Origin of the sequence: Albidovulum sediminicola (assembly GCF_025751575.1) — a bacterium.
Taxonomy (GTDB): Bacteria; Pseudomonadota; Alphaproteobacteria; order Rhodobacterales; family Rhodobacteraceae; genus Albidovulum; species Albidovulum sediminicola.
In genome coordinates, this window is sequence record NZ_JAOWLA010000002.1 from 149400 (window position 1) to 169387 (window position 19988).

A 19988-nucleotide genomic window follows, 5' to 3' on the forward strand; every position below is an offset into this window, starting at 1 on the left:
TCGCGGCGGAGCCTATGCGCTCCGCCACGGCGCTGCAACCGGCGCTCAGGGCGCGCCCACATAGGCCGCCAACTTGCCCAGGGTCTGAAGCCCAAGCTCGACCGCGCCGAAGCCCTTGGCGTCCTCATATTCCTTCGCCGTCACGAAGATCATCGTCAGCGTGACCCGGGTGCCGTTCCCCTCGGGCGCGAAAAGGGCGGAGGCATCGGCGTGCTTCGGTCCGTTTTCGCCCCAGTGCAGCGTGTAGTCGATGCGCGCCTCCGTCCGGACGCGGCCATAGCGGTGGTGGTTCGGAAAGACCGTTCCATCGGGCGCGATCATGTCGAAGACCCATTCGCCGCCCTCGCGAATGTCGATGCGGGCCGTGCGGCAGGAAAACCCGTCAGGCCCCCACCAGCGCGGCAGGGCCTCTGGGTCGGTCCAGGCGGCCCAGACGACGGCCACGGGGGCCGCAATGAACCGTTCGATGACCATCGTGCGGTCGGCGGTGTCGGGTGTCATGGCATCAGCCCCTTCGCGTAGTCTTCCAGCTGCGTGACCACTGTGCCCCAGCCGTCATAGAAGCCCATGGCCTTGTGCGCCTCCGCCGTTTCGGCCGATCGGTGGCGCGCGATGGCGGTGTAGGTCGTGCCGCCGTCCTCGGCGTCTGACAACAGCAGGATCGCGGTCATGAAGGGATCGGGCGCGGGTTTCCAGCCTTCGGAATAGGCGTCGGTGAAGACCAGCTTCTCCTCCGCGATCACCTCCAGGTAGACGCCGTTGTTCGCCATTTGCTTGCCGTCCACATCGAAGGTGGTGTTGAAGCGGCCGCCCACGCGCAGGTCGATGTCGCATGCCGTCACCCGGTGCGGGCGGGGTACGAAAAAATGCGGGATATGTTCGGCAGAAGTCCAGCATTCCCACACCAGTGCGCGCGGCACGGCGAGGCGGCGGGTGAAATGAAGGTCAGTCTTCGGATCCAGATCCATTCGCGCGTTCCTTCATCAGTCGGGTTACGTAGTCGTCGAGCCGGTCCAGCCGCCCCTCCCACAGCGCGCGCTGCTCATCGAGCCATCCGCGCACGGGGGTGAAGGCGCCGGGCACCAGCGTCACGGTGCGGACCCGGCCATCCTTCGCGGTCGCGACAAGCCCCGCGGCCTCCAACCTCCGGACATGGCCAAGGAAGGAGGGCAGCGCCATGTCGAAGGGCGCGGCGAGTTCGGTGACGCTTGCCGGGCCGCGCGCCAGCCGTTCGAGGATGGCCCGGCGCGTCGGGTCGCCAAGCGCCTGGAAGAGGATGTCGAGTTGGCCGGGTGAGAGGTTCATGGGGTTCGATACTTAGCTTCTTATCTAAGTATATCGCCGCCGCGAGTCGCTCAAGAAAAACTTAGCTGGATGACTAACTTTATCTGCCGCATACAGCTTTCGCGAAAAGGCGAAAAAGCCGGGGCCGCGGACGTTGAAGCGGGGCGGGCGGTCCTGTAGTTAGAAAGTATTCTCGGCATACCGCCGCATGCAGAGCCAAGAGGGATGAATGACGCGGGTTGAACGAAACGGGCTTCAGGTGGCGGATGTACTTGCCGCCTTCATCGAGGGGCAGGCGCTGCCCGGAACCGGGGTGACGGCAGAGGTGTTCTGGGCCGGGCTGGCGGGCCTCGTGTCGCGGCAGGCGCCAAAGAACCGCGCGCTTCTGGCCAAGCGCGAGGAACTACAGGCCAAGATCGACGCCTGGCATGTCGCCCACCGCGGCCGTCCGCATGACCACGAGGCCTACAAGGGCTTCCTGACCGAAATCGGCTACCTTCTGCCCGAGGGTCCGGCCTTCGAGATCGACACCGCGAATGTCGATCCGGAGATCGCGACCGTCGCCGGGCCGCAGCTTGTGGTGCCGATCACCAACGCGCGCTACGCCCTCAACGCCGCCAACGCGCGATGGGGCAGCCTTTACGATTGCCTCTACGGTACCGATGCCATGGGCAGCGCGCCGCCTGCGGGTGGATATGAGCGCGGCCGGGGCGCCCGGGTCGTCGCGCGGGCCCGCGTCTTCCTGGACGAGGCCTTCCCGATCGCGGGGGCCAGCCATGCCGACGTGCGCCGCTACCATGTCAAGGACGGCCAGCTGCTGATCGACGACCTGCCGCTGGTGGATCCGTCCAAATTCGCGGGCTATCGCGGCAATCCCCGCGCGCCGGAGGCCGTCATGCTCTGCAACAACGGCCTGCATGTGGAACTGATCTTCGATCGCGCGCATTTCATCGGTGCGCGCGACCAGGCCTGCCTGGCCGACGTGCAGATCGAAAGCGCGCTGTCCGCGATCATGGATTGCGAGGATTCGGTGGCCTGCGTGGATGCCGCCGACAAGGTCCAGGCCTATGCCAACTGGCTGGGCCTGATGCGCGGCGATCTGGAGGAGGCGTTCCAGAAAGGCGGCCAGCTCGTCCGCCGTGTGCTGAACCCGGACCGTGCCTACACCGCGCCGGACGGCTCGGCGACGAGCGTGAAGGGCAGGGCGCTTCTTTGGGTGCGCAATGTCGGCCATCTGATGACCAACCCCGCGATCCTGGATGCCGAGGGCAACGAGATCCCCGAAGGGCTGATGGACGCCATGGTGACCGTCGCGGTCGCGATCCACGACCTGAAGAAGACCGAGGGCGCACGCAACTCGGTCAAGGGTTCGGTCTATATCGTGAAGCCCAAGATGCACGGGCCCGAGGAAGTGGCCTTCGCCGACGAAACCTTCGCCATGGTCGAGGATGCACTGGGCCTGCCGCGCCACACCGTCAAGATCGGCATCATGGACGAGGAACGCCGCACCTCGGTCAACCTCAAGGAATGCATCCGCGCGGCCCGGCACCGGGTGGCCTTCATCAACACCGGCTTCCTCGACCGTACGGGCGACGAGATCCACACCTCGATGGAGGCCGGGCCCTTCAGCCGCAAGGATTTCATCAAGCGCAAGGGCTGGATCACGGCCTATGAAAACCAGAACGTCGATATCGGTCTGGAATGCGGCCTGTCGGGGCGGGCGCAGATCGGCAAGGGCATGTGGGCCATGCCCGACATGATGGCGGCGATGCTGGAGCAGAAGGTCGAGCATCCGAAAGCGGGCGCCAACACCGCCTGGGTGCCCTCGCCGACGGCGGCGACGCTACACGCGCTGCATTATCACCGGATCGATGTGTTTGCGGTGCAGGCGCGGCTGAAGAAGGGCGGGCGGCGCGCGTATGTGGACGCGCTTCTGGACATTCCGATGGCGACCTACCGCAAGTGGACCCCCGGCCAGATCCGGCGCGAGGTCGAAAACAACGCCCAGGGCATCCTTGGCTATGTCGTCCGCTGGATCGACCAGGGCGTCGGCTGTTCCAAGGTGCCCGACATCAATGACGTCGGCCTGATGGAGGACCGCGCGACCTGCCGCATCTCGGCCCAGCACGTCGCCAACTGGCTGCACCATTCCGTGGTGAGCGAGGGCGAGGTCATGGATATCCTCAAGCGCATGGCCGAAGTGGTGGACCGCCAGAACGCGGGCGATCCCGACTATACCCCGATGGCACCAGGCTTCCAGGGGCTGGCCTTTCAGGCCGCGTGCGATCTGGTGTTCCTTGGCCGGGTCCAGCCCTCGGGCTATACCGAGCCGATCCTGCATCGTCGCCGGCTTGAGGTGAAGCGCGCGGGTTAGAGCTAAGGCGCCGGGGGGCTTTCCGCCCCCCGGACCCCCCGAGAGTATTTATGCCAGAATGAAGAGGAGCGGATGATGGAGATCGGGATCGAGACGGCGCGGCGGATCATCGCGGCTGCTCAAGAGACGGGCGTAGCGCGGGGGATGAAGCCCTTGTCAGTGGTGGTTCTGGACGCGGGCGGGCATCCGATCGCGTTCGAGCGGGCGGATGGCGCTTCGCCGGGCCGGTTCGAGATCGCGCGCGGCAAGGCCTATGGCGCGGTCATGCTGGGAATGGGCGGGCGGGCGCAGGCGGAGCGCGCGGCCTCCGGCCCGGCCTTCATGGCGGCGATCAACGGCGCCTTCGGCGGCAAGGTTGTCCCGGTGCCGGGCGGGGTCCTGGTGCGGGGCGCGGAGGGCGCCGTCATCGGCGCGGTGGGCGTGACCGGCGACACCTCGGACAATGACGCGGAGGCCGCGCTGGCCGGGATCGCGGCGGTCGGCCTCACGGGCGAGGCGTGAAAGGGCCGCCCGCGCGGGCGGGCGGCGCTTCCGGCCGGGCGGCCTATTTCTTGTAGTCCGAGACGCGGTCGCCGCTGACGAGGGCCGAGCCGTTGTTGCCCCAGCCCGAGGCGGACCGGAAGTCCTTGCCCGATACCGTGGGTGCGGCGCTTCCAAGGCCCGCCCTCAGATCCTCCACCATGTTCTGCGCGGCGCCGGAGTTGCCGCCGCCGGCATGGGCGGTTCCGGCAAGCAGCATCGCCGCAATCGCAATCTTGAAGGCTCTCATGTCTGTTCCTTTCCTTGGCGTCGAGTGGTTTTCAAAGGCTTCCTTTCAGTCGCTTTGCCCCGTGCGGGGGAGGTGACGGACGGCCTTCATCTGTTAGCGCGCTTTGGCGGACAGCGTGACTGCCCCTTCCGTTCACCTTCCCAACAGGCGCGCTCAGTTGGCAGGCGGAAGGATTACCGCGTCGATGACGTGGATGACGCCGTTCGTGGCCTCGATATCGGCGGCGGTGATGTTGGCGCCATCGACCTTGGGGCCGCCCTCGGTGGTGATCGTCACCTCGGCGCCGTTCACGGTCGCGGCCATCATTCCGTCGCTCAGGTCTCCTGACATCACCTTGCCGGGCACGACGTGGTAGGTCAGGACCGCCACCAGCTTGTCCTTGTTCTCAGGCTTCAGCAGGTCCTCGACCGTGCCTTCGGGCAGGGCCGCGAAGGCGGTGTCGGTCGGCGCGAAGACGGTGAACGGCCCGTCTCCTTTCAGCGTATCGACAAGGCCCGCCGCGCCGAGTGCGGCGGCGAGTGTCTCGAACCCGCCGGCGGCCACGGCGGTGTCGACGATATCGGCAGACTGCGCCCAGAGCGGCAGGGGCGCGGAGAGAGCGGCAGCAAGGCAAAGTGGCTTCAGAGATTTCGTCAGGAAGGTCATCTGTTTTCCTTTCTTGGCATCCCGTTCAGCGCGGTTGCGTGAACTGACTGTGAATGTTGTTTAAAAGATTTTTGTTACAAGAAAATTTTTGGTAAAAAGAAAGTGATTGTAACATCATGAAAATATCGCCTTTCATGTTTGCATGAGAAGAGAAGGAGCGGCCCCGTGACCTCTGAAACGCTGGGGGAAAGGCTGGACCAATACCGGATCGGCGCCAAAATCCGGGCGTTGCGCACAGCCAAGGGGCTGGGCCTGATTCAGCTTGGCGCGCACACCGGGCTCTCGGCGGGAATGCTGTCGAAGATCGAGACAGGGCAGGTGGTTCCGACGCTTCCGACGCTGATGCGGATCGCGCTGGTCTTCGGGGTGGGGCTAGAGCATTTCTTCGTTGCGCCAAGCGAACCCATCCTGGAGGTGGTCCGCAAGGCGGACCGAGTCAGGCTGCCCAATCCCGCGGAGGGCACGCCGTCCTATCTGTTCGAAAGCCTCGATTTCCCCGTGCTCGAACGCCCCATCGAAAGCTATCTGGCGGAGTTCCCGCCAGGCGCGCCGCTGTCGCAGCCGCACCGGCACCCGGGGGTTGAGATGATGTTCGTGCTGTCAGGGCGACTCGCGGTCTTCATCCATGGCCGCGAAAACCGGCTGGAGGCGGAGGACTCGATCTATTTCGAGGCGGATTTCGAGCATAGCTATGCCTGCCTGGGCAAGGAACCGGCGCGGGCCATCGTCGTGGTCGCACCAAGCGGCGCTTGAACAGGGGCTGTGCGCGCGGCCCCTTCACCCCGGCGCTCGGCGGGGCTAATCTTGCCTTACATGAAACAGGCCCGGATCGGACATGCGACGCCCCATTGTCGGCATCATCGGCAACAGCAACCTGCTCAACGATCAGTATCCGGTCCATAGCGCGGGGCTTATGAACTCCATGGCCGTGGCGCAGGTGGCGGGCTGCATGCCGATCGTGATCCCCTCCGACCCGCGGCTGGTGACGGTGGCCGAACTGCTGGAGACCTGCGATGCCTTCGTGCTGACCGGCGGGCGCCCGAACGTCCACCCCGAGGAATACGGCGAACCCGCGACCGAGGCGCATGGCGATTTCGACCGGTCGCGCGATGCGATCACGCTGCCGCTGGTGCGCGCCTGTGTCGAGCGCGGGCAGCCCTTCTTCGGTATCTGCCGCGGCTTTCAGGAGGTCAACGTGGCCATGGGCGGCACGCTCCACCCCGAGATCCGGGAACTGCCCGGCCGGATGAACCACCGCATGCCCCCGGACGGCTCGCTGGAGGAAAAATTCGCGCTGCGCCACACCGTAAGCTTTTCCGAGGGCGGGCCGTTCCACCAGCTTCTGGGCGCGACGGAGGTGTTGACGAATACGCTTCACGGTCAGGGCATCAAGACGCCGGGCGCGCGGATTGCGATCGACGGACGTGCGCCCGACGGCACGCCCGAGGCGATCTATGTCGAGGGCGCCCCGGGCTTCACGCTATCGGTGCAGTGGCACCCCGAATACAACGCCGCCAACGATCCGGTCTCTCGCCCGTTGTTCGAGGCCTTTGGCGAGGCCGCCCATCGCTGGGCCGTGTTGCGTTGAACGCCCGAAGCGGTCAGGATCGCGCGCGTTGAAAGCTTAAGGAAAGAAGAATGAACAAGCGGATGCTCATGGGGGTCCTCCTCATCATTGTGGCCGTCGCGGGTTGGTATGTGCTTGGCGATCGGCGCGCCGAACGGGTGGATCGGGCGGCGCAGCCCGGTGCGGCCCTGGTGGAGGTCACGGTCCCGGACCTGGCCGGGCCGGAGGCGCTGGGCGCCGTCGCCTTCGCCGCGAAATGCGCGGAGTGTCACGGCGAAAACGCGGCGGGCAAGGACGGGTCTGGCCCGCCGCTGGTTCACAAGATCTATGAGCCCAACCACCATGCCGACGCGGGCTTTTTCAACGCCGTTCGCAACGGCGCCCGCGCGCACCATTGGCCCTTCGGCGACATGAAGCCGGTGGAAGGTCTGACCGACGCCGAAATCGCCACGATCATCGCCTATGTGCGCAAGCTTCAGGCTGCGAACGGCATCTTCTGATCCCGCTGGTCAGAGGGCGGTCCGCACGCGCCAAAGCTCGGGGAAAAGCTCCACCTCCAGCATCCGCCGGAGGTAGGGGACCCCGCCGGTTCCGCCGGTGCCGCGCTTCATCCCGATCACCCGTTCCACCGTGGTGACGTGGTTGAAGCGCCAGCGGCGGAAGTAATCCTCGAAATCCATGAGCTTCTCGGCCAACTCGTAAAGCGCCCAGTGGTCCTCTGGCGCGCGGTAGACCTCGGCCCAGACCCGCGTGACGGCCGCGTCTTCGACCCATGGCCGCGAAAAGTCGCGGTCAAGGACCGGTTGGGGTACCGCAAGCCCTGCGCGCGCGGCCACGCGCAGCGCCTCGTCGTAAAGCGAGGGGCGGGCAAGCTCCGCCTCCAGCTTTGCGAGGATATCAGGCCGGTGTTCGTGCGGGCGCAGCATCGCGGCGTTGCGGTTCCCGGCCGCGTATTCGATCAGCCGGTATTGCCAGGACTGGAAGCCCGAGGACTGACCGAGCGCCGCGCGAAACCGCGTGTAGTCTGAGGGCGTCATGGTCCGCAGAACGTCCCAGGCGGAGTTCAACTGCTCCATGATCCGTGCCACGCGCGCCAGCATCTTGAAGGCCGGTTGCAGGGCGTCGCGCGCCATCGCCTCGCGCGCGGCGGACAGTTCGCCCAGGGCGAGCTTCATCCAAAGCTCGGCGGTCTGGTGCTGAATGATGAACAGCATCTCGTCCTGAGCGTCGCTCAGCGGCGTCTGCGCGTTCAGGATCGTGTCGAGCTTCAGGTAGTCGCCATAGCTAATGCGGCCGTCGAAGGACATCTGCGCGCCTTCGGAAGCGGGGTCGTAAGTGGGCATGCGGTTGCTCCGTGCAAGAAGGGAAGGGAGGGGTGCGGCAGGCCGCGCCCCTTCCGGTTCAGGACGGAAAAGCTGCCGATCCGGCGCCAGAGACAGATCCAGGCGGCGGGCCGGCAAAGGATGGGTACCCTGTCCCGCCCCATCAGCTGTCCCCGAGGTCGATCGACATCATGAAGGTCTCGAACACCTGTCCGCCGGTCTCGTAATCCTCCGCCGCATCGATCCGCCAGCCGCGCTTCTGGAAGAACCTCCGGGCAAGATGGCTGGCGCGGACGGTCAGGTGTCGTTCGCCCTCTGCCCGGGCGCCTTCGATGAGGGCCGCGTAAAGCGCGTCCGCCACGCCCTTGCCCATGACCTCGGGCAGCACGAAGGCCATGTCAAGGTAGCCGCCCGGTTCCAGCGACATGACGCCCTTGAGGCCGTCCGCGTCCTCCGCCACCCAGCACCATTGGTCGAGAAGCTTGTCGGGACGGTCCGGATCGGGGTGGGCGGAGGGCGCCCAGACGACGCGCTGCGCCTCATCGTAGAAAGCAGCCGCGCCCTCGCGGACGGCGCGGTAGAAGACCCACGCGACGGCGGGGCGATCCTCCGGGCGATAGGACCGGATCTGCATCATGTCACCTTTGCCCGCGCCTTGAATTCCGGCCGATCCCACAGGCGCGTGTCCATGATCCGTTTCAGGATCGCGACCGCGCCCGTCACGTCCGCCATGGAGGTGTAAAGTGGCGTGAAGCCGAAGCGCAAGATGTCGGGCGCGCGGAAATCGCCGATGACGCCGTTGGCGATCAGCGCCTGCATGATGGCGTAGCCCTCAGGATGGCGGAAGCTGACCTGGCTGCCACGCGCCTCGGGGTCGCGCGGCGAGGCGAGGGTGAGTTCGGGGCAAGTGGCCTCGACCCCGTTCAGGAAGGCCTCTGACAGCGCGATGGAGCGGGCGCGGACATCCGTCATCTCCACCCGGTCCCAGATGTCGAGCGAGGCATCCAGCGCCGCCATTTGCAGGATCGGGGGCGTGCCAACCCGCATGCGCTCGATCCCCGCGCCGGGGCGGTAGTCGAGGTCGAAGGCAAAGGGTGAGGCGTGGCCGAGCCAACCCGAAAGCGCCGGACGCACCTGCGCGGCGAGGCGCGGCGCGATATAGATGAAAGCGGGGCCACCGGGGCCGGAGTTGAGGTACTTGTAGGTGCAGCCGACCGCGAAGTCGGCGTCCGCGCCCGCCAGATCGACCTCGATCGCGCCCGCCGAATGCGCGAGGTCCCAGACCACCAGCGCGCCCGCGGCATGGGCCTTGTCGATCAGGTGCTTCATGTCGTGCCGGCGCCCGGTGCGGTAGTCGACCTCGGTCAACATCAGGACGGCGATGTCGGGGGTGATCGCGTCTTCGACCGCCTCGGGCGCGACGGTGCGAAGCTCGTAGCCTTCGCCCAGGGTGCGCACCAGCCCGTCGGCCATGTAAAGGTCGGAGGGGAAGTTGCCGGTGTCCGACAGGATCACGCGGCGGTCGGGCCGAAGCTCCAGCGCCGAGGCCAGCGCCTGATAGACCTTGATCGAGAGCGTGTCGCCCAGCACCACCGTCCCCGGCGCGGCCCCGATCAGCCGCCCGATCCGGTCGCCAAGGGCGCGCGGCTTGTCCATCCAGCCGGCCCGGTTCCAGGCCGTGATCAGCATGTCGCCCCATTCGTCCTCGACGCAGGCGCGCATCCGTTCCGCGGCGGCGCGGGGCAGCGGACCCAGAGAGTTCCCGTCGAGGTAGATCACCCCCTCGGGCAGGTGGAACATCGCGCGCGTGGCGTTGAAATCGGTGGCCATGTCACTCCCTCAGGCGGATGTTTCGTGCCTAAAACACCTGCTTGCGACTTGCCAAGGAAATTTCGCCCGCGACACGCTGGCGCCTTGCGGCTGCGGCCCCAGCAGGTAGGCTCGCATCAGGCAAGGGAGGCGGCGATGACGCCACTGAAAGCGATCGATTACCCGCCCGTCTGGCTGGCGGCCTTCCTTGGCGTTAGCTGGGTGGTGGGGCGTCTCGTTCCCATGGCGTCGATGCCAGTGACGGGGCTTGGGCTGGCCGGCTTGGGCGCGGCGCTGATGCTGACGGCGCTGGCGCAGATGGTCTGGGCGCGCACGACCTTCGTGCCCCGCAAATCCCCCACCAAGCTGGTGACTTGGGGCGTCTTCGCACAGACGCGCAACCCCATCTACGTCGGTGATGCGCTGATTCTGGCGGGACTTTCGCTTTATTGGCATGCGATTCTGGCGCTGCCATTGGTCGCGATCTTTGTCATGATCATCAACCGGCGCTTCATAAAGGGCGAGGAAACCGTTCTGCGTCAGGCGTTTGGGGCAGAGTTCGCGGCCTATTGCGCGCGCACGCGGCGCTGGTTGTAGGACCAAAAAAGACGTTGCCGCATCGCGGCGACGCCGGTAACAAACTTGCGCAAGGGACAGAACGGGCGAGTTTTGGCGAAAACTGCTGGAAATCGTCGTTTCGGGAAGGGAGAAACTGTGAAGATCGGGGCAGCGAGAGAGACCTTCGAAGGCGAGGCGCGGGTGGCGATGACACCCGACAGCGCGATCCAGTTGCAGAAGCTGGGCCATGAATGCTTCATCGAGACCGGCGCGGGCAAGGCCGCGGGATTTTCGGACGCGGCTTATGAAAAGGCCGGGGTCACGGTCGTGGGCTCTGCCGCCGATCTGTTCGCCGCGGTCGATGTGGTGGCCAAGGTGCGCCCGCCGAGCGATGCGGAGGCCGTGCAGCTGCGCAAGGGCCAGACGCTGATCTCCTTCTTCTACCCGGCGCAGAACAAGGACCTGCTCGAGACCTGCAAGGACAAGGGCGCGAGCGTCATCGCGATGGACATGGTCCCGCGGATCAGCCGCGCGCAGAAGATGGACGCGCTCAGCTCGATGGCCAACATCGCGGGCTACCGCGCGGTGATCGAGGCGGGCAACAACTTCGGCCGCTTCTTCACCGGCCAGGTGACGGCCGCGGGCAAGGTGCCGCCGGCCAAGGTGCTGATCGTCGGTGCCGGTGTCGCCGGTCTGGCCGCGATCGGGACGGCGACGTCGCTTGGCGCGATCACGCTGGCCTTCGACGTGCGCCCCGAGGTGGCCGAGCAGATCGAGTCGATGGGGGCGGAGTTCGTCTACCTCGACTTCAGCGAGGCTCAGACCGATGGCGCCGCGACGGGCGGCTATGCCGCGCCGTCCAGCCCCGAGTTCCGCGAAGCGCAGCTGAAGAAGTTCCGCGAGCTTGCGCCCGAGGTGGACATCGTCATTACCACCGCGCTGATCCCGGGCCGCGACGCGCCGGTCCTGTGGACCAAGGACATGGTCGAGGCGATGAAGCCCGGATCGGTCATCGTGGACCTTGCGGCCGAGCGCGGCGGTAACTGCGAACTGACCAAGGCCGATCAGAAGATCGTCACCGACAACGGCGTGACCATTGTCGGCTACACCGACTTCCCCAGCCGGATGGCCGCGCAGGCCTCGACGCTTTATTCGACCAACATCCGCCACATGATGACGGACCTGACGCCCGGCAAGGACGGGGTCATCAACCACAACATGGAAGATGACGTGATCCGGGGCGCGACGGTGACGCATGAGGGCGCGATCACCTTCCCGCCGCCGCCGCCGAAGGTGCAGGCCATCGCCGCGCAGAAGCCGAAGGAGAAGGCCAAGGAGCCGACGCCGGAGGAACGGCGTGCGGCCGAGGCCGCTGCTTTCAAGGCGCAGACGCGCAGCCAGTTTGCGCTTTTGGGCGTCGGCGGCGCGCTGATGCTGCTGGTCGGGCATTACGCCCCGGCCAGCTTCCTTCAGCACTTCATCGTCTTCGTGCTGGCCTGCTTCGTGGGCTTCCAGGTGATCTGGAATGTCTCGCATTCGCTGCACACGCCGCTGATGGCGGTCACGAACGCAATCTCGTCGATCATCATCGTCGGCGCGCTTCTCCAGATCGGGTCGGGCTCCTGGCTCGTCGTGGTGCTGGCGGCGCTTTCGGTCTTCATGGCCGGCATCAACATCTTTGGTGGCTTCATGGTCACCCGGCGCATGCTCGCCATGTTCCAGAAGTCGTAAGGAGACGGTCGCGATGGAATACGGATTCTCCACGGCCGCCTATGTCGTTGCGGCGGTTCTCTTCATCCTCTCGTTGGGAGGGCTTTCGGGCCAGGAAAGCGCCAAGCGCGCGGTCTGGTACGGGATCGTCGGCATGGGCCTTGCGGTTCTGGCGACCCTCATGGGGCCAGGGCATGGCAACTGGGCGCTGTCTGTCGTCCTGGTGCTGGCGGGCGGCGCCATCGGATGGGTCGTCGCGCAGCGCGTCCAGATGACGGAAATGCCGCAGCTTGTCGCCGCGATGCACTCGCTGGTCGGTCTGGCCGCCGTCTTCATCGGCTTCAACGCCGAGATCGAGATGGTGCGCATCGCCGCCCTTCAGGCCGCAGGCGACGCGACCGGGCTTGAGGCGCTGAAGGGCTTTGCCGAAAAGGTCGCCCACAAGACCCCGGCCGAGATCAACATCCTCAAGTTCGAGGTGTTCCTGGGCGTGTTCATCGGGGCCGTGACCTTCACCGGCTCGGTCATCGCCTTCGGCAAGCTGGCGGGCAAGGTGACGTCGAAGGCGATGAAGCTGCCCGGCGGGCACCTGCTGAACGCGGCGGCGGCGGCGGGCTCGATTGCGCTTCTGGTGATGTATTTCAACGGCGCTGGAAGCTGGACGCTGATCCTGATGACGCTTCTGGCGTTCTTCATCGGCTATCACCTGATCATGGGGATCGGCGGCGCGGACATGCCGGTCGTGGTCTCGATGCTGAACAGCTACTCGGGCTGGGCGGCGGCGGCGATCGGCTTCTCGCTCTCCAACGACCTTCTGATCGTGGTCGGCGCGCTGGTGGGCTCCTCGGGTGCGATCCTGAGCTACATCATGTGCAAGGCGATGAACCGCAGCTTCGTCAGCGTGATCCTGGGCGGCTTCGGCAACACGACGGGCCCGGCGATGGAGATCGCGGGCGAACAGATCGCCATCGATGCCGATGGCGTGGCGGCGGCGCTGAACGATGCCGACAGCGTGATCATCGTGCCGGGCTACGGCATGGCGGTGGCGCAGGCGCAGCAGTCCGTCAGCGAACTGACCCGCAAGCTGCGCGCCAAGGGCAAGGAGGTTCGCTTTGCCATCCATCCCGTCGCAGGGCGCTTGCCGGGCCACATGAACGTGCTTCTGGCCGAGGCGAAGGTGCCCTACGACATCGTGCTTGAGATGGACGAGATCAACGAGGACTTCCCCGACACCGACGTGGTGATCGTCATCGGTTCGAACGACATCGTGAATCCCGCCGCGCAGGAGGATCCCAACTCCCCCATCGCCGGGATGCCGGTGCTGGAGGTCTGGCGGGCCAAGCAGGTGTTCGTCTCCAAGCGCGGGCAGGGGACGGGCTACTCGGGTATCGAGAACCCGCTCTTCTACAAGGAAAACACGCGCATGTTCTACGGCGACGCGAAGAAGAGCCTCGACCACCTTCTCCCGATGATCGAGTGAGAAGCTTCGTCCTTTGAGCAAAAATTGAGCGCCCCGCCCCACGGCGGGGCGTTTTTCATGACGGGCCGTTGCAGAAAAGCAAGTATACCTGCGTGTGCCTGTCGGCCATGCCTGCCGGGGCTGGATCGGCGGCACGGAGGCGTTATGCCGGTGCCATCCAACGGGGCATGACCATGATCGACGACCACCCCTTGCGCTACGCGCTCGTGAACGAACTGCATGCGCGGCCCTTCCCCTCGCTGGAGGTGCCCTGCCAGGCGGTCTATGTGGCCGTGAAGGAACCGCAGGCCGCGCATAACCGCGATCGCGATGCGGACCGCGCGCATCTTCTTGCGCTCTTGGAACGCCACGGCGCCCCCCATCCGCAGCCCGGCGCCACCCATCATGCCGCGCGCATCGGCAAGCACGACCTGAAGTGGGAAAGCCACACGGAATTCGTGACCTATTCGGCGTTTTCCAAGGGGCTTTCGGCGCATGCCTTCGATCCCCGCGCGGCCGAGGTCTTTCCCGCCGACTGGCTCGCGCAGGCGCCCGGGCGCCGCCTCGCCTCGGTCCTCGTCCGGGTCGAGGAACTGCCTGAGGACCTGGAGAGCGTGAAGGCGCGGATCGAGGACTGGTTCGTGCCCGAAAGCCTGGCCTGTTCCTGGGTCCTGGACGAAGCGGCGATCATCGTCGGCGACTTCCAGATCGACCCGGCGGGTCACATGCGCTTCGCGGTCTTCGTACGCCGTGGCGCCGGCGCCCGGCGCGTGGGCCGGATCGTCCAGCGCCTGTGCGAGATCGAGACCTACCGCGCCATGTCGATGTTGGGGCTGGGTCGCGCGCGCGAACTCAACGGCCAGCTGAACGCTCTGGACCCGCAGTTGTCGCGGCTGGTCGCGACCATGGCCGACGAAACCCGCCCGGCCGAGGAGACGCTCCGGGAGCTGCTCGAAATCTCCGCCGGTCTCGAAAACCTGGCGGTCCGGCATTCCTTCCGCTTCGGCGCCACGGGTGCCTACGAGGCGATCGTGAACCAGCGCGTTCAGATCCTGCGCGAGGCCCGCTTCAATGGCCGCCAGACCTTCGCCGAGTTCATGATGCGCCGGTACGATCCGGCCATGCGCACGGTCAAGTCGGCCGAGCGGCGGCTTGCCGAGATGGCCGAGCGGGCGGAGAGGGCCGGGGAATTGCTTCGGACCCGTGTCGATGTCGAACGCTCCGCCCAGAACCAGAAACTTCTGGAAAGCATGGACCGGCGCGCCGATCTGGCGCTGAGGCTCCAGCACACGGTCGAGGGACTGTCGGTGGTGGCGATCAGCTACTACGCGGTGAACCTCGCGGCCTATGCCGCCTACCCGATCAGCGAGCCGCTGGGCATCTCCAAGGGGATGATGACCGCGGCGCTGACGCCTGCGGTCATGGTGCTGGTTTGGCTGTTGGTGCGGCGCATCCGGCGTTCGATGCACTAAGGGGCGGGACCAGCCCGCCCCGTCACTCCGCCGGTTGCAGGCGCGGGGCGGCGCGGAGGTTCAAGGCCGCGTTTGTCGCCAGGGCGCCCGCGGCCATCGCCGCCAGCGCCAGGATCGTGGCCACCGACAGCGTCGGCACACCCGCAAGGCCCGCGCCCAGCGTGCAGCCGCCGGCGAGCACGCCGCCGACCCCCATCAGGAGGGCGCCGGCCATATAGCGCCCGGTCTCGCGCGGGGAGACGAAGCTATGCCACCGGAAGCGCCCCGCAAGGAGGGACAGGGCCGCCGCGCCCGCCAGCACACCGCCGATCAGGCCGGTGCCAAAGCCCGCCGGGATCGAACTTGCCGCGATGGTCCAGAACAGCGTCTCGGACGCCGGCGCGGTGAAGGACAGGCTCTCAAAGGCGATCGGATCGAATTCGTCGAAAAGGACCAGCCCGGTGCCGATCCAGGCGATGGGGACCAGCGCCCCGATCAGCGCCCCGCCCAGCAGCGGCGCGCCCTCGTTCCTCGAGCGCAGGGCATAGCCTGCGGTGACCGCGACGATCAGCGCCGACCAGACGGCCGCGCCGCCCGGCAGCGCGGCCAGCGATACGCCATCGCCCAAGGTGATCGTGTAGGCGCCAAGCGCCTCGCGCAGGGGGGACAGGATGCCCTTGATGGTCGCGTGGGCCACGATCGCGAAGACCACAAGCACCGTCAGCGCCCGCAGGTTCCCGGTGCCCGCAAGGACTGTCAGGCGCGATGCGCAGCCGCGCGTCAGCACCATTCCCGCGCCGAAGAGAAGCCCGCCCACCAGGATCGAGAGGATCGGCAGGTCCGTGGCCATGAAGCGATGGTCGCCGAACTCGATCCAGCCAAGCGCAGCGGCGCCCTGCGTTCCCGCGACCGCCACGGCCAGCGCCATCAGCCAGACGCCAAGGGCCGCGCGCCGCTCCCCCTCAGGCCCGACAAGGTCGCGGCGCAGGCAAAAGCGTGTGGCCTCGGCCAAGGCGCCGAAGGCGAGTCCGACGAGCAGGCCGAAGATGACAGACACCTCGCGCGGGCCAAGCGTCTCGAACCCAAGTGACTCGAACATCTGAACATCTCCGCATATGGGAATTTGTTCTCAGATAGCGCGAGTCGCAGGCGTGATAAACTATGCCGGCAGTGGGGCGAGCCGGGAGAAACGGAACATTTTCCCGGTTTCACGGGATTTGTGCGCATCAGCGCTGCCTGGGTTCGCCCTATGCGGAACAGTGGTTCCGTTGACGGGGCGGCCCAAGCGATACCGTCCTTATTTTTGGTCGCGCAGGGGGCTCAACGCCCCCTGATCCGCGGGTCGAGGGCGTCGCGCAGACCGTCGCCGATATAGTTCACCGACAGCACGGTGAGCGAGATCGCCACCCCCGGCAGGATCACGCGTAGAGGGTAGAGCTGCATCTGATCGACAGCGTCGAACAGGATCCGCCCCCAGGTCGGGAAATCGGGCGGGAAGCCGAGGCCCAGAAACGAGAGCGCGGATTCGGTGATGATCGCGTTGGCGATCCCCAGTGTCGCGGAGACCATGATCGGGCTCATCACGTTGGGCAGGACATGGCGCAGCACCATGCGGCGCGACGGCGTGCCGATCGAGCGCGCGGCCAGCACATACTCCCGCTCCTTCAGCGCCAGAACCTCGCCCCGGACGATGCGGGCGGTCTGCATCCAGCTGGTCACGCCGATGGCAAAGACGATCAGGAGGAAGATCCCCGCCTCGGTCCCGAAGCGCTGTGAGAGCGGTTCGCGGAAAAGGGTCACCATCAGAAGCAGCAGCGGCAGCAGCGGCAGCGACAGGAAGAGGTCGGTCGCGGACATCAGGATTCCGTCGAGCCGCCGGAAGAACCCGGCCAGAACCCCGATCAGCGTGCCGAGGAAGAGCGACAGCAGCATCGCCGTCAGCCCCACCGCGATGGAGACCTTGCCCCCCGCCATCACCCGCGCCAGCATATCGCGGCCCAGCTGGTCAGTCCCGAAGGGATGCGCAAGGCTCGGCCCCTGGTTCCTGAGCTTCAGCATCTGGACCGGGTTCGGGTCCACATAGGTCGGATCGATCCCCCAAAGGAACGGGCCGAGCGCCACCCCGAAAAGGATCAGCGCGAAGATGATCAGGCCGATCAGCGCGCCCTTGTGGGTCTTGAACTGGTCCCAGACATCCCACCACTGGTTGCGGGGTGGCCTCAGCGCGGCATCGACTTTGGCGGCGGGCAGATCAGTCATAGCGGATCCTCGGGTCCAGAACGCCGTAGAGGACATCGGCGATCAGGTTGAAGAGCACGGTCAGCGCCGCGAAGATGAAGGTCAGCGTCTGCACCATCGGCAGGTCGTTGGCATAGATCGCCGTGATCAGAAGCTGGCCGAGCCCGTTCACCTTGAACACCTGCTCGGTGATGATCGCGCCGCCGAAGATCGTGGGGATGCCGAGCGCGATCACCGTCACGACCGGGATAAGCGAGTTGCGCAGGACGTGCTTCAGCACCACGACCTTCTCGCTCATCCCCTTGGCGCGGGCGGTGCGGACGTAATCCTGCCCGAGGTTGTCGAGCATCGAGGCGCGCATGAAGCGGCTGATCTGGCTGGCGTTGAACAGCGCCAGCACCGTCACCGGCATGATCATCTGGCGCACCTGCTTCCAGAAGCTCGCCCAGTCGTTGACCTTCAGCGTGGTGTCATAGATCGAAGGGAACCAGTGCAGGTTGACCGCGAAGACGATGATCAGCACGACGCCGGTAAAGAAGGTCGGCACCGAAAAGCCGATCATCGACACGAAGGTCCCGATCTGGTCGAACCAGGAATACTGCTTGTAGGCAGAGATGATGCCAATGGGCAGCGCGATGATCACGCCGACCACATAGGCCAGCCCCACGACCCAGAGCGTCTGCGGGAGGCGCTGCCAGATCACGTCCATCGCGGGCGAACGGAACTGCCAGGAGATGATCCTTTGCCCGCCCTCGGCGAAGCTTGTCCCGAAGAGCACGTCGAAGGTGTGCAGCGGCTCGGTCCAGAAGAACTGCTTAAGCCAAAGTACATAGCGCACCCCGGCCGGCTGATCGAGGCCAAGCGCCGTGCGCATCTTTTCGCGCACCTCCGGCGGGATCGTCAGCGGCTGGTCCGCCAGCGGATCGCCGGGCGCCAGGTCAAGCAGCATGAAGATGACGAAACTGATGAACAGAAGCGTCGGGATTGCGATGAGCAAACGTCTGAGCGTGTAGGTCAGCATCGGCGTCTCTGTTCAGCGGTCTCGAAAGGAAAAGGGCGGCCCCGGACACGCAGGCCCGGCGCCGCCCGGCGTCAGATCACTTCATCCGGTACCAGTCGGCCGCGTTCCACAGCTCGCTGTCCCAGGTGTTGAGGATCACGCCGCCCAGCGTGTTCGACCGCGCCGAGACCCGGCCGCGATCGACAAGGGCCACGACGGTGTAGCTGTCCTTGGTCAGCATGTCGTTGAGACGCTTGGCGATCTCGCCGCGCTTCTCCAGGTCGCCGGTGCGGCCCAGTTCGGCCAGCAGTTCGTCATAGGCCGGGTCGCAATAGCGGTTGATGTTCTCACCCTGCCATTGCTTCTCGGGCGTCGGGGCCTTGTCGCAGCCGTACTGGCCAAGATAGGGCTCGGGATCGGTGCCGTCGAAGTTGTTGGCATACATCTCCACGTCCGCGTAGAACTTCTGGAACGTGTCGGGCGAGCCCGGATCGCCGCCGAAGTAGACCGAGGCGTCGATGTTCTTCAGTTCGGTCTCGACCCCGATTTCCGACCACCACTGCTTGATCAGCGCCTGGAAGTCCTGACGGACGGCGTTGGTCGAGGTCTGGTAGAGGATGTGCAGCTTCTTGCCGTCCTTGTCGCGGACGCCGTCGCCGTCGGTGTCGGTCCAGCCGGCCTCTTCCAGAAGCGCCTTGGCGCCCTCGACGTCCTGCGCGATGCAGTCGGTGTTGTCGGAGGCGTAAAGCTCCGGCGCGGGCACCAGGTTGCAGGTCGGGCGGCCAGCCTGGCCGTAGCCGACCTCGACCAGCAGATTGCGGTCGATCGCCATCGACAGCGCCTTGCGCACACGCAGGTCGCTGAGGAACGGGTGCGGGTGCTTGGCGGTGGCGCGCTCGCCCTCGGGCAGGTCGGGCGAGGGGTCGGTCATGTTCATCTCGATCCGCTCGACCAGCGTGCCGAAGGCCGACAGCGCCTCGCCCTTGCCGGCGGCGGCCATCCCCGCAAGGACATCCGGCGCAAGCTGGAGGTTCCAGGCGTAATCGAATTCGCCGGTCTCAAGCACCGCGCGGCCCGCGGCCGCCGCGTCGCCGCCGCCCTTGAAGGTCAGCGTGGCGAAGGCCGGCTTGGCCGGATCGCGGTAGTTCGGGTTGGCTTCCATCTGGATCACGTCGTTCGGCTTGAACTCCACGACGTGGAAGGGGCCGGTCCCGATCGGGCCGAAGTTGGCGTCGGTGCATTCCGGGGCCTTGGCGCCCAGGCAGTTTTCGAACTGCGCCTTCTGCAGGATCGGCGACTGGCCGCCCATGAACGGGCCATAGGGGTTGGGCTTGGGTTCCTTGAAGGTCACCTTGACCGTCAGGTCATCCATCGCCTCGACCTTGTCGACGCCATCGAATTTCGCCAGCTGCGCGCAGCCGCCTTCGGGATGCATGCAGTATTCCGCCGTGAAGACGACGTCCGCCGAGGTCACGGGGCTGCCGTCCGACCACAGCAGGCCCGATTTCAGCTTCCAGGTGATCGAGGTCAGGTCCTCGGATACGCCGCCGTTGCCGACCGTCGGGATTTCCTCGGCGAGGTAGGGCACCAGGTTGCCCTTCTCGTCGTAGCGACCGAGCGGCTCGATCACGAGCGAGGCGCTTTCGATGTCCTTGGTGCCGGACGACAGGTAGGGGTTCAGGATCGAGGGAGCTTGCCAGTAAATGATGTTGACGTGGCCGTCGGCGCCGCGCTCGGCGAAGGCCGCGGGGGCCAGCGCCAGACCGGCCGCCGCGCCCAGAAGGGCTGTCTTAAGTTTCATG

21 protein-coding genes are annotated in these 19988 nt (G+C 66.2%); 9 read left to right on the top strand and 12 right to left on the bottom strand.

The features are described 5' to 3' along the window. Positions 1–45: 45 nt before the first annotated feature. The 3 genes from OE647_RS02765 to OE647_RS02775 are packed head-to-tail and all read right to left on the bottom strand — an operon-like array spanning position 46 to position 1305. Entirely contained in the window at positions 46–501 is a 456-nt protein-coding gene (locus OE647_RS02765) for an SRPBCC domain-containing protein (protein WP_263720115.1), read from the bottom strand. Beyond that, positions 498–968 (bottom strand): SRPBCC family protein, encoded by a 471-nt coding sequence (locus OE647_RS02770; protein ID WP_263720116.1) that lies wholly within the window; start codon positions 966–968, stop codon positions 498–500. Before OE647_RS02770 ends, OE647_RS02765 begins: the two co-directional genes overlap by 4 nt. After that, the gene (locus OE647_RS02775; RefSeq protein WP_263720117.1) at positions 946–1305 is read right to left on the bottom strand and encodes an ArsR/SmtB family transcription factor; all 360 of its coding nucleotides are present in this window, start codon (positions 1303–1305) and stop codon (positions 946–948) included. The genes OE647_RS02770 and OE647_RS02775 overlap by 23 nt, the downstream gene beginning before the upstream one ends. Positions 1306–1513: 208 nt before the next feature. Here OE647_RS02775 and OE647_RS02780 point away from each other — a divergent pair, with 208 nt between their 5' ends. Together OE647_RS02780 and OE647_RS02785 are read left to right on the top strand one after the other, a co-directional pair. Beyond that, positions 1514–3658, top strand: a complete 2145-nt coding sequence (locus tag OE647_RS02780; protein WP_263720118.1) for a malate synthase G — start codon at positions 1514–1516, stop codon at positions 3656–3658. 72 nt (positions 3659–3730) lie between these two features. Then, a complete protein-coding gene (locus OE647_RS02785) occupies positions 3731–4159 on the top strand; it encodes a GlcG/HbpS family heme-binding protein (protein ID WP_412174922.1) in 429 nt (142 codons plus the stop codon). A gap of 43 nt (positions 4160–4202) precedes the next feature. Here the strand turns inward: OE647_RS02785 and OE647_RS02790 are convergent, their stop codons facing one another. Together OE647_RS02790 and OE647_RS02795 are read right to left on the bottom strand one after the other, a co-directional pair. Beyond that, a complete protein-coding gene (locus OE647_RS02790) occupies positions 4203–4427 on the bottom strand; it encodes a hypothetical protein (protein ID WP_263720119.1) in 225 nt (74 codons plus the stop codon). 153 nt (positions 4428–4580) lie between these two features. Next, positions 4581–5072, bottom strand: a complete 492-nt coding sequence (locus OE647_RS02795) for a fasciclin domain-containing protein (protein ID WP_263720120.1) — start codon at positions 5070–5072, stop codon at positions 4581–4583. 165 nt (positions 5073–5237) lie between these two features. On the opposite strand from OE647_RS02795, the gene OE647_RS02800 reads away from it, so the two are divergent. From OE647_RS02800 to OE647_RS02810, 3 genes are all read left to right on the top strand, one after another. Continuing rightward, positions 5238–5825, top strand: coding sequence for a helix-turn-helix domain-containing protein (locus OE647_RS02800; protein ID WP_263720121.1), 588 nt, complete (start codon positions 5238–5240; stop codon positions 5823–5825). Between the two features lie 82 nt (positions 5826–5907). After that, a complete protein-coding gene (locus tag OE647_RS02805; protein WP_263720122.1) occupies positions 5908–6660 on the top strand; it encodes a gamma-glutamyl-gamma-aminobutyrate hydrolase family protein in 753 nt (250 codons plus the stop codon). Between the two features lie 50 nt (positions 6661–6710). Then, positions 6711–7139 (top strand): c-type cytochrome, encoded by a 429-nt coding sequence (locus OE647_RS02810; RefSeq protein ID WP_263720123.1) that lies wholly within the window; start codon positions 6711–6713, stop codon positions 7137–7139. Between the two features lie 9 nt (positions 7140–7148). Here the strand turns inward: OE647_RS02810 and kynA are convergent, their stop codons facing one another. The 3 genes from kynA to kynU all read right to left on the bottom strand — a co-directional run bounded on the left by kynA (position 7149) and on the right by kynU (position 9791). Continuing rightward, positions 7149–7982: a tryptophan 2,3-dioxygenase gene (kynA, locus tag OE647_RS02815; RefSeq protein ID WP_263720124.1), complete on the bottom strand. Its 834-nt coding sequence runs from the start codon at positions 7980–7982 to the stop codon at positions 7149–7151. Positions 7983–8124: 142 nt separating this feature from the next. Beyond that, positions 8125–8595, bottom strand: a complete 471-nt coding sequence (locus OE647_RS02820) for a GNAT family N-acetyltransferase (protein ID WP_263720125.1) — start codon at positions 8593–8595, stop codon at positions 8125–8127. Continuing rightward, the gene (gene kynU, locus OE647_RS02825) at positions 8595–9791 is read right to left on the bottom strand and encodes a kynureninase (protein WP_263720126.1); all 1197 of its coding nucleotides are present in this window, start codon (positions 9789–9791) and stop codon (positions 8595–8597) included. The genes OE647_RS02820 and kynU overlap by 1 nt, the downstream gene beginning before the upstream one ends. Positions 9792–9926: 135 nt before the next feature. Here kynU and OE647_RS02830 point away from each other — a divergent pair, with 135 nt between their 5' ends. From OE647_RS02830 to OE647_RS02845, 4 genes are all read left to right on the top strand, one after another. Next, entirely contained in the window at positions 9927–10367 is a 441-nt protein-coding gene (locus OE647_RS02830) for a methyltransferase family protein (RefSeq protein ID WP_263720127.1), read from the top strand. 117 nt (positions 10368–10484) lie between these two features. Beyond that, positions 10485–12059, top strand: a complete 1575-nt coding sequence (locus tag OE647_RS02835) for a Re/Si-specific NAD(P)(+) transhydrogenase subunit alpha (RefSeq protein WP_263720128.1) — start codon at positions 10485–10487, stop codon at positions 12057–12059. A gap of 13 nt (positions 12060–12072) precedes the next feature. After that, positions 12073–13518, top strand: coding sequence for an NAD(P)(+) transhydrogenase (Re/Si-specific) subunit beta (locus OE647_RS02840; RefSeq protein ID WP_263720129.1), 1446 nt, complete (start codon positions 12073–12075; stop codon positions 13516–13518). A 167-nt stretch (positions 13519–13685) separates the two neighbouring features. Beyond that, entirely contained in the window at positions 13686–14969 is a 1284-nt protein-coding gene (locus OE647_RS02845; RefSeq protein WP_263720130.1) for a DUF3422 family protein, read from the top strand. A 22-nt stretch (positions 14970–14991) separates the two neighbouring features. Here the strand turns inward: OE647_RS02845 and OE647_RS02850 are convergent, their stop codons facing one another. The 4 genes from OE647_RS02850 to OE647_RS02865 form a co-directional block, all read right to left on the bottom strand. After that, positions 14992–16047, bottom strand: coding sequence for a YeeE/YedE family protein (locus tag OE647_RS02850; protein ID WP_263720131.1), 1056 nt, complete (start codon positions 16045–16047; stop codon positions 14992–14994). 221 nt (positions 16048–16268) lie between these two features. Further along, positions 16269–17207, bottom strand: coding sequence for an ABC transporter permease (locus tag OE647_RS02855; RefSeq protein ID WP_263720132.1), 939 nt, complete (start codon positions 17205–17207; stop codon positions 16269–16271). Continuing rightward, positions 17200–18207, bottom strand: a complete 1008-nt coding sequence (locus OE647_RS02860; protein ID WP_263720133.1) for an ABC transporter permease — start codon at positions 18205–18207, stop codon at positions 17200–17202. Before OE647_RS02860 ends, OE647_RS02855 begins: the two co-directional genes overlap by 8 nt. A 76-nt stretch (positions 18208–18283) precedes the next feature. Then, positions 18284–19987: a peptide ABC transporter substrate-binding protein gene (locus OE647_RS02865; protein ID WP_263720134.1), complete on the bottom strand. Its 1704-nt coding sequence runs from the start codon at positions 19985–19987 to the stop codon at positions 18284–18286. Position 19988 lies beyond the last annotated feature (1 nt).

Coding starts and splice junctions, on each gene's coding strand:
- OE647_RS02820 (WP_263720125.1), bottom strand. CDS start 8,595: ATGCAGATCCGGTCCTATCGCCCGGAGGATCGCCCCGCCGTCGCGTGG.
- OE647_RS02850 (WP_263720131.1), bottom strand. CDS start 16,047: ATGTTCGAGTCACTTGGGTTCGAGACGCTTGGCCCGCGCGAGGTGTCT.
- OE647_RS02775 (WP_263720117.1), bottom strand. CDS start 1,305: ATGAACCTCTCACCCGGCCAACTCGACATCCTCTTCCAGGCGCTTGGC.
- OE647_RS02860 (WP_263720133.1), bottom strand. CDS start 18,207: ATGCTGACCTACACGCTCAGACGTTTGCTCATCGCAATCCCGACGCTT.
- OE647_RS02855 (WP_263720132.1), bottom strand. CDS start 17,207: ATGACTGATCTGCCCGCCGCCAAAGTCGATGCCGCGCTGAGGCCACCC.
- OE647_RS02830 (WP_263720127.1), top strand. CDS start 9,927: ATGACGCCACTGAAAGCGATCGATTACCCGCCCGTCTGGCTGGCGGCC.
- OE647_RS02845 (WP_263720130.1), top strand. CDS start 13,686: ATGACCATGATCGACGACCACCCCTTGCGCTACGCGCTCGTGAACGAA.
- OE647_RS02805 (WP_263720122.1), top strand. CDS start 5,908: ATGCGACGCCCCATTGTCGGCATCATCGGCAACAGCAACCTGCTCAAC.
- kynU (WP_263720126.1), bottom strand. CDS start 9,791: ATGGCCACCGATTTCAACGCCACGCGCGCGATGTTCCACCTGCCCGAG.
- kynA (WP_263720124.1), bottom strand. CDS start 7,982: ATGCCCACTTACGACCCCGCTTCCGAAGGCGCGCAGATGTCCTTCGAC.
- OE647_RS02765 (WP_263720115.1), bottom strand. CDS start 501: ATGACACCCGACACCGCCGACCGCACGATGGTCATCGAACGGTTCATT.
- OE647_RS02840 (WP_263720129.1), top strand. CDS start 12,073: ATGGAATACGGATTCTCCACGGCCGCCTATGTCGTTGCGGCGGTTCTC.
- OE647_RS02790 (WP_263720119.1), bottom strand. CDS start 4,427: ATGAGAGCCTTCAAGATTGCGATTGCGGCGATGCTGCTTGCCGGAACC.
- OE647_RS02865 (WP_263720134.1), bottom strand. CDS start 19,987: ATGAAACTTAAGACAGCCCTTCTGGGCGCGGCGGCCGGTCTGGCGCTG.
- OE647_RS02810 (WP_263720123.1), top strand. CDS start 6,711: ATGAACAAGCGGATGCTCATGGGGGTCCTCCTCATCATTGTGGCCGTC.
- OE647_RS02795 (WP_263720120.1), bottom strand. CDS start 5,072: ATGACCTTCCTGACGAAATCTCTGAAGCCACTTTGCCTTGCTGCCGCT.
- OE647_RS02780 (WP_263720118.1), top strand. CDS start 1,514: ATGACGCGGGTTGAACGAAACGGGCTTCAGGTGGCGGATGTACTTGCC.
- OE647_RS02770 (WP_263720116.1), bottom strand. CDS start 968: ATGGATCTGGATCCGAAGACTGACCTTCATTTCACCCGCCGCCTCGCC.
- OE647_RS02785 (WP_412174922.1), top strand. CDS start 3,731: ATGATGGAGATCGGGATCGAGACGGCGCGGCGGATCATCGCGGCTGCT.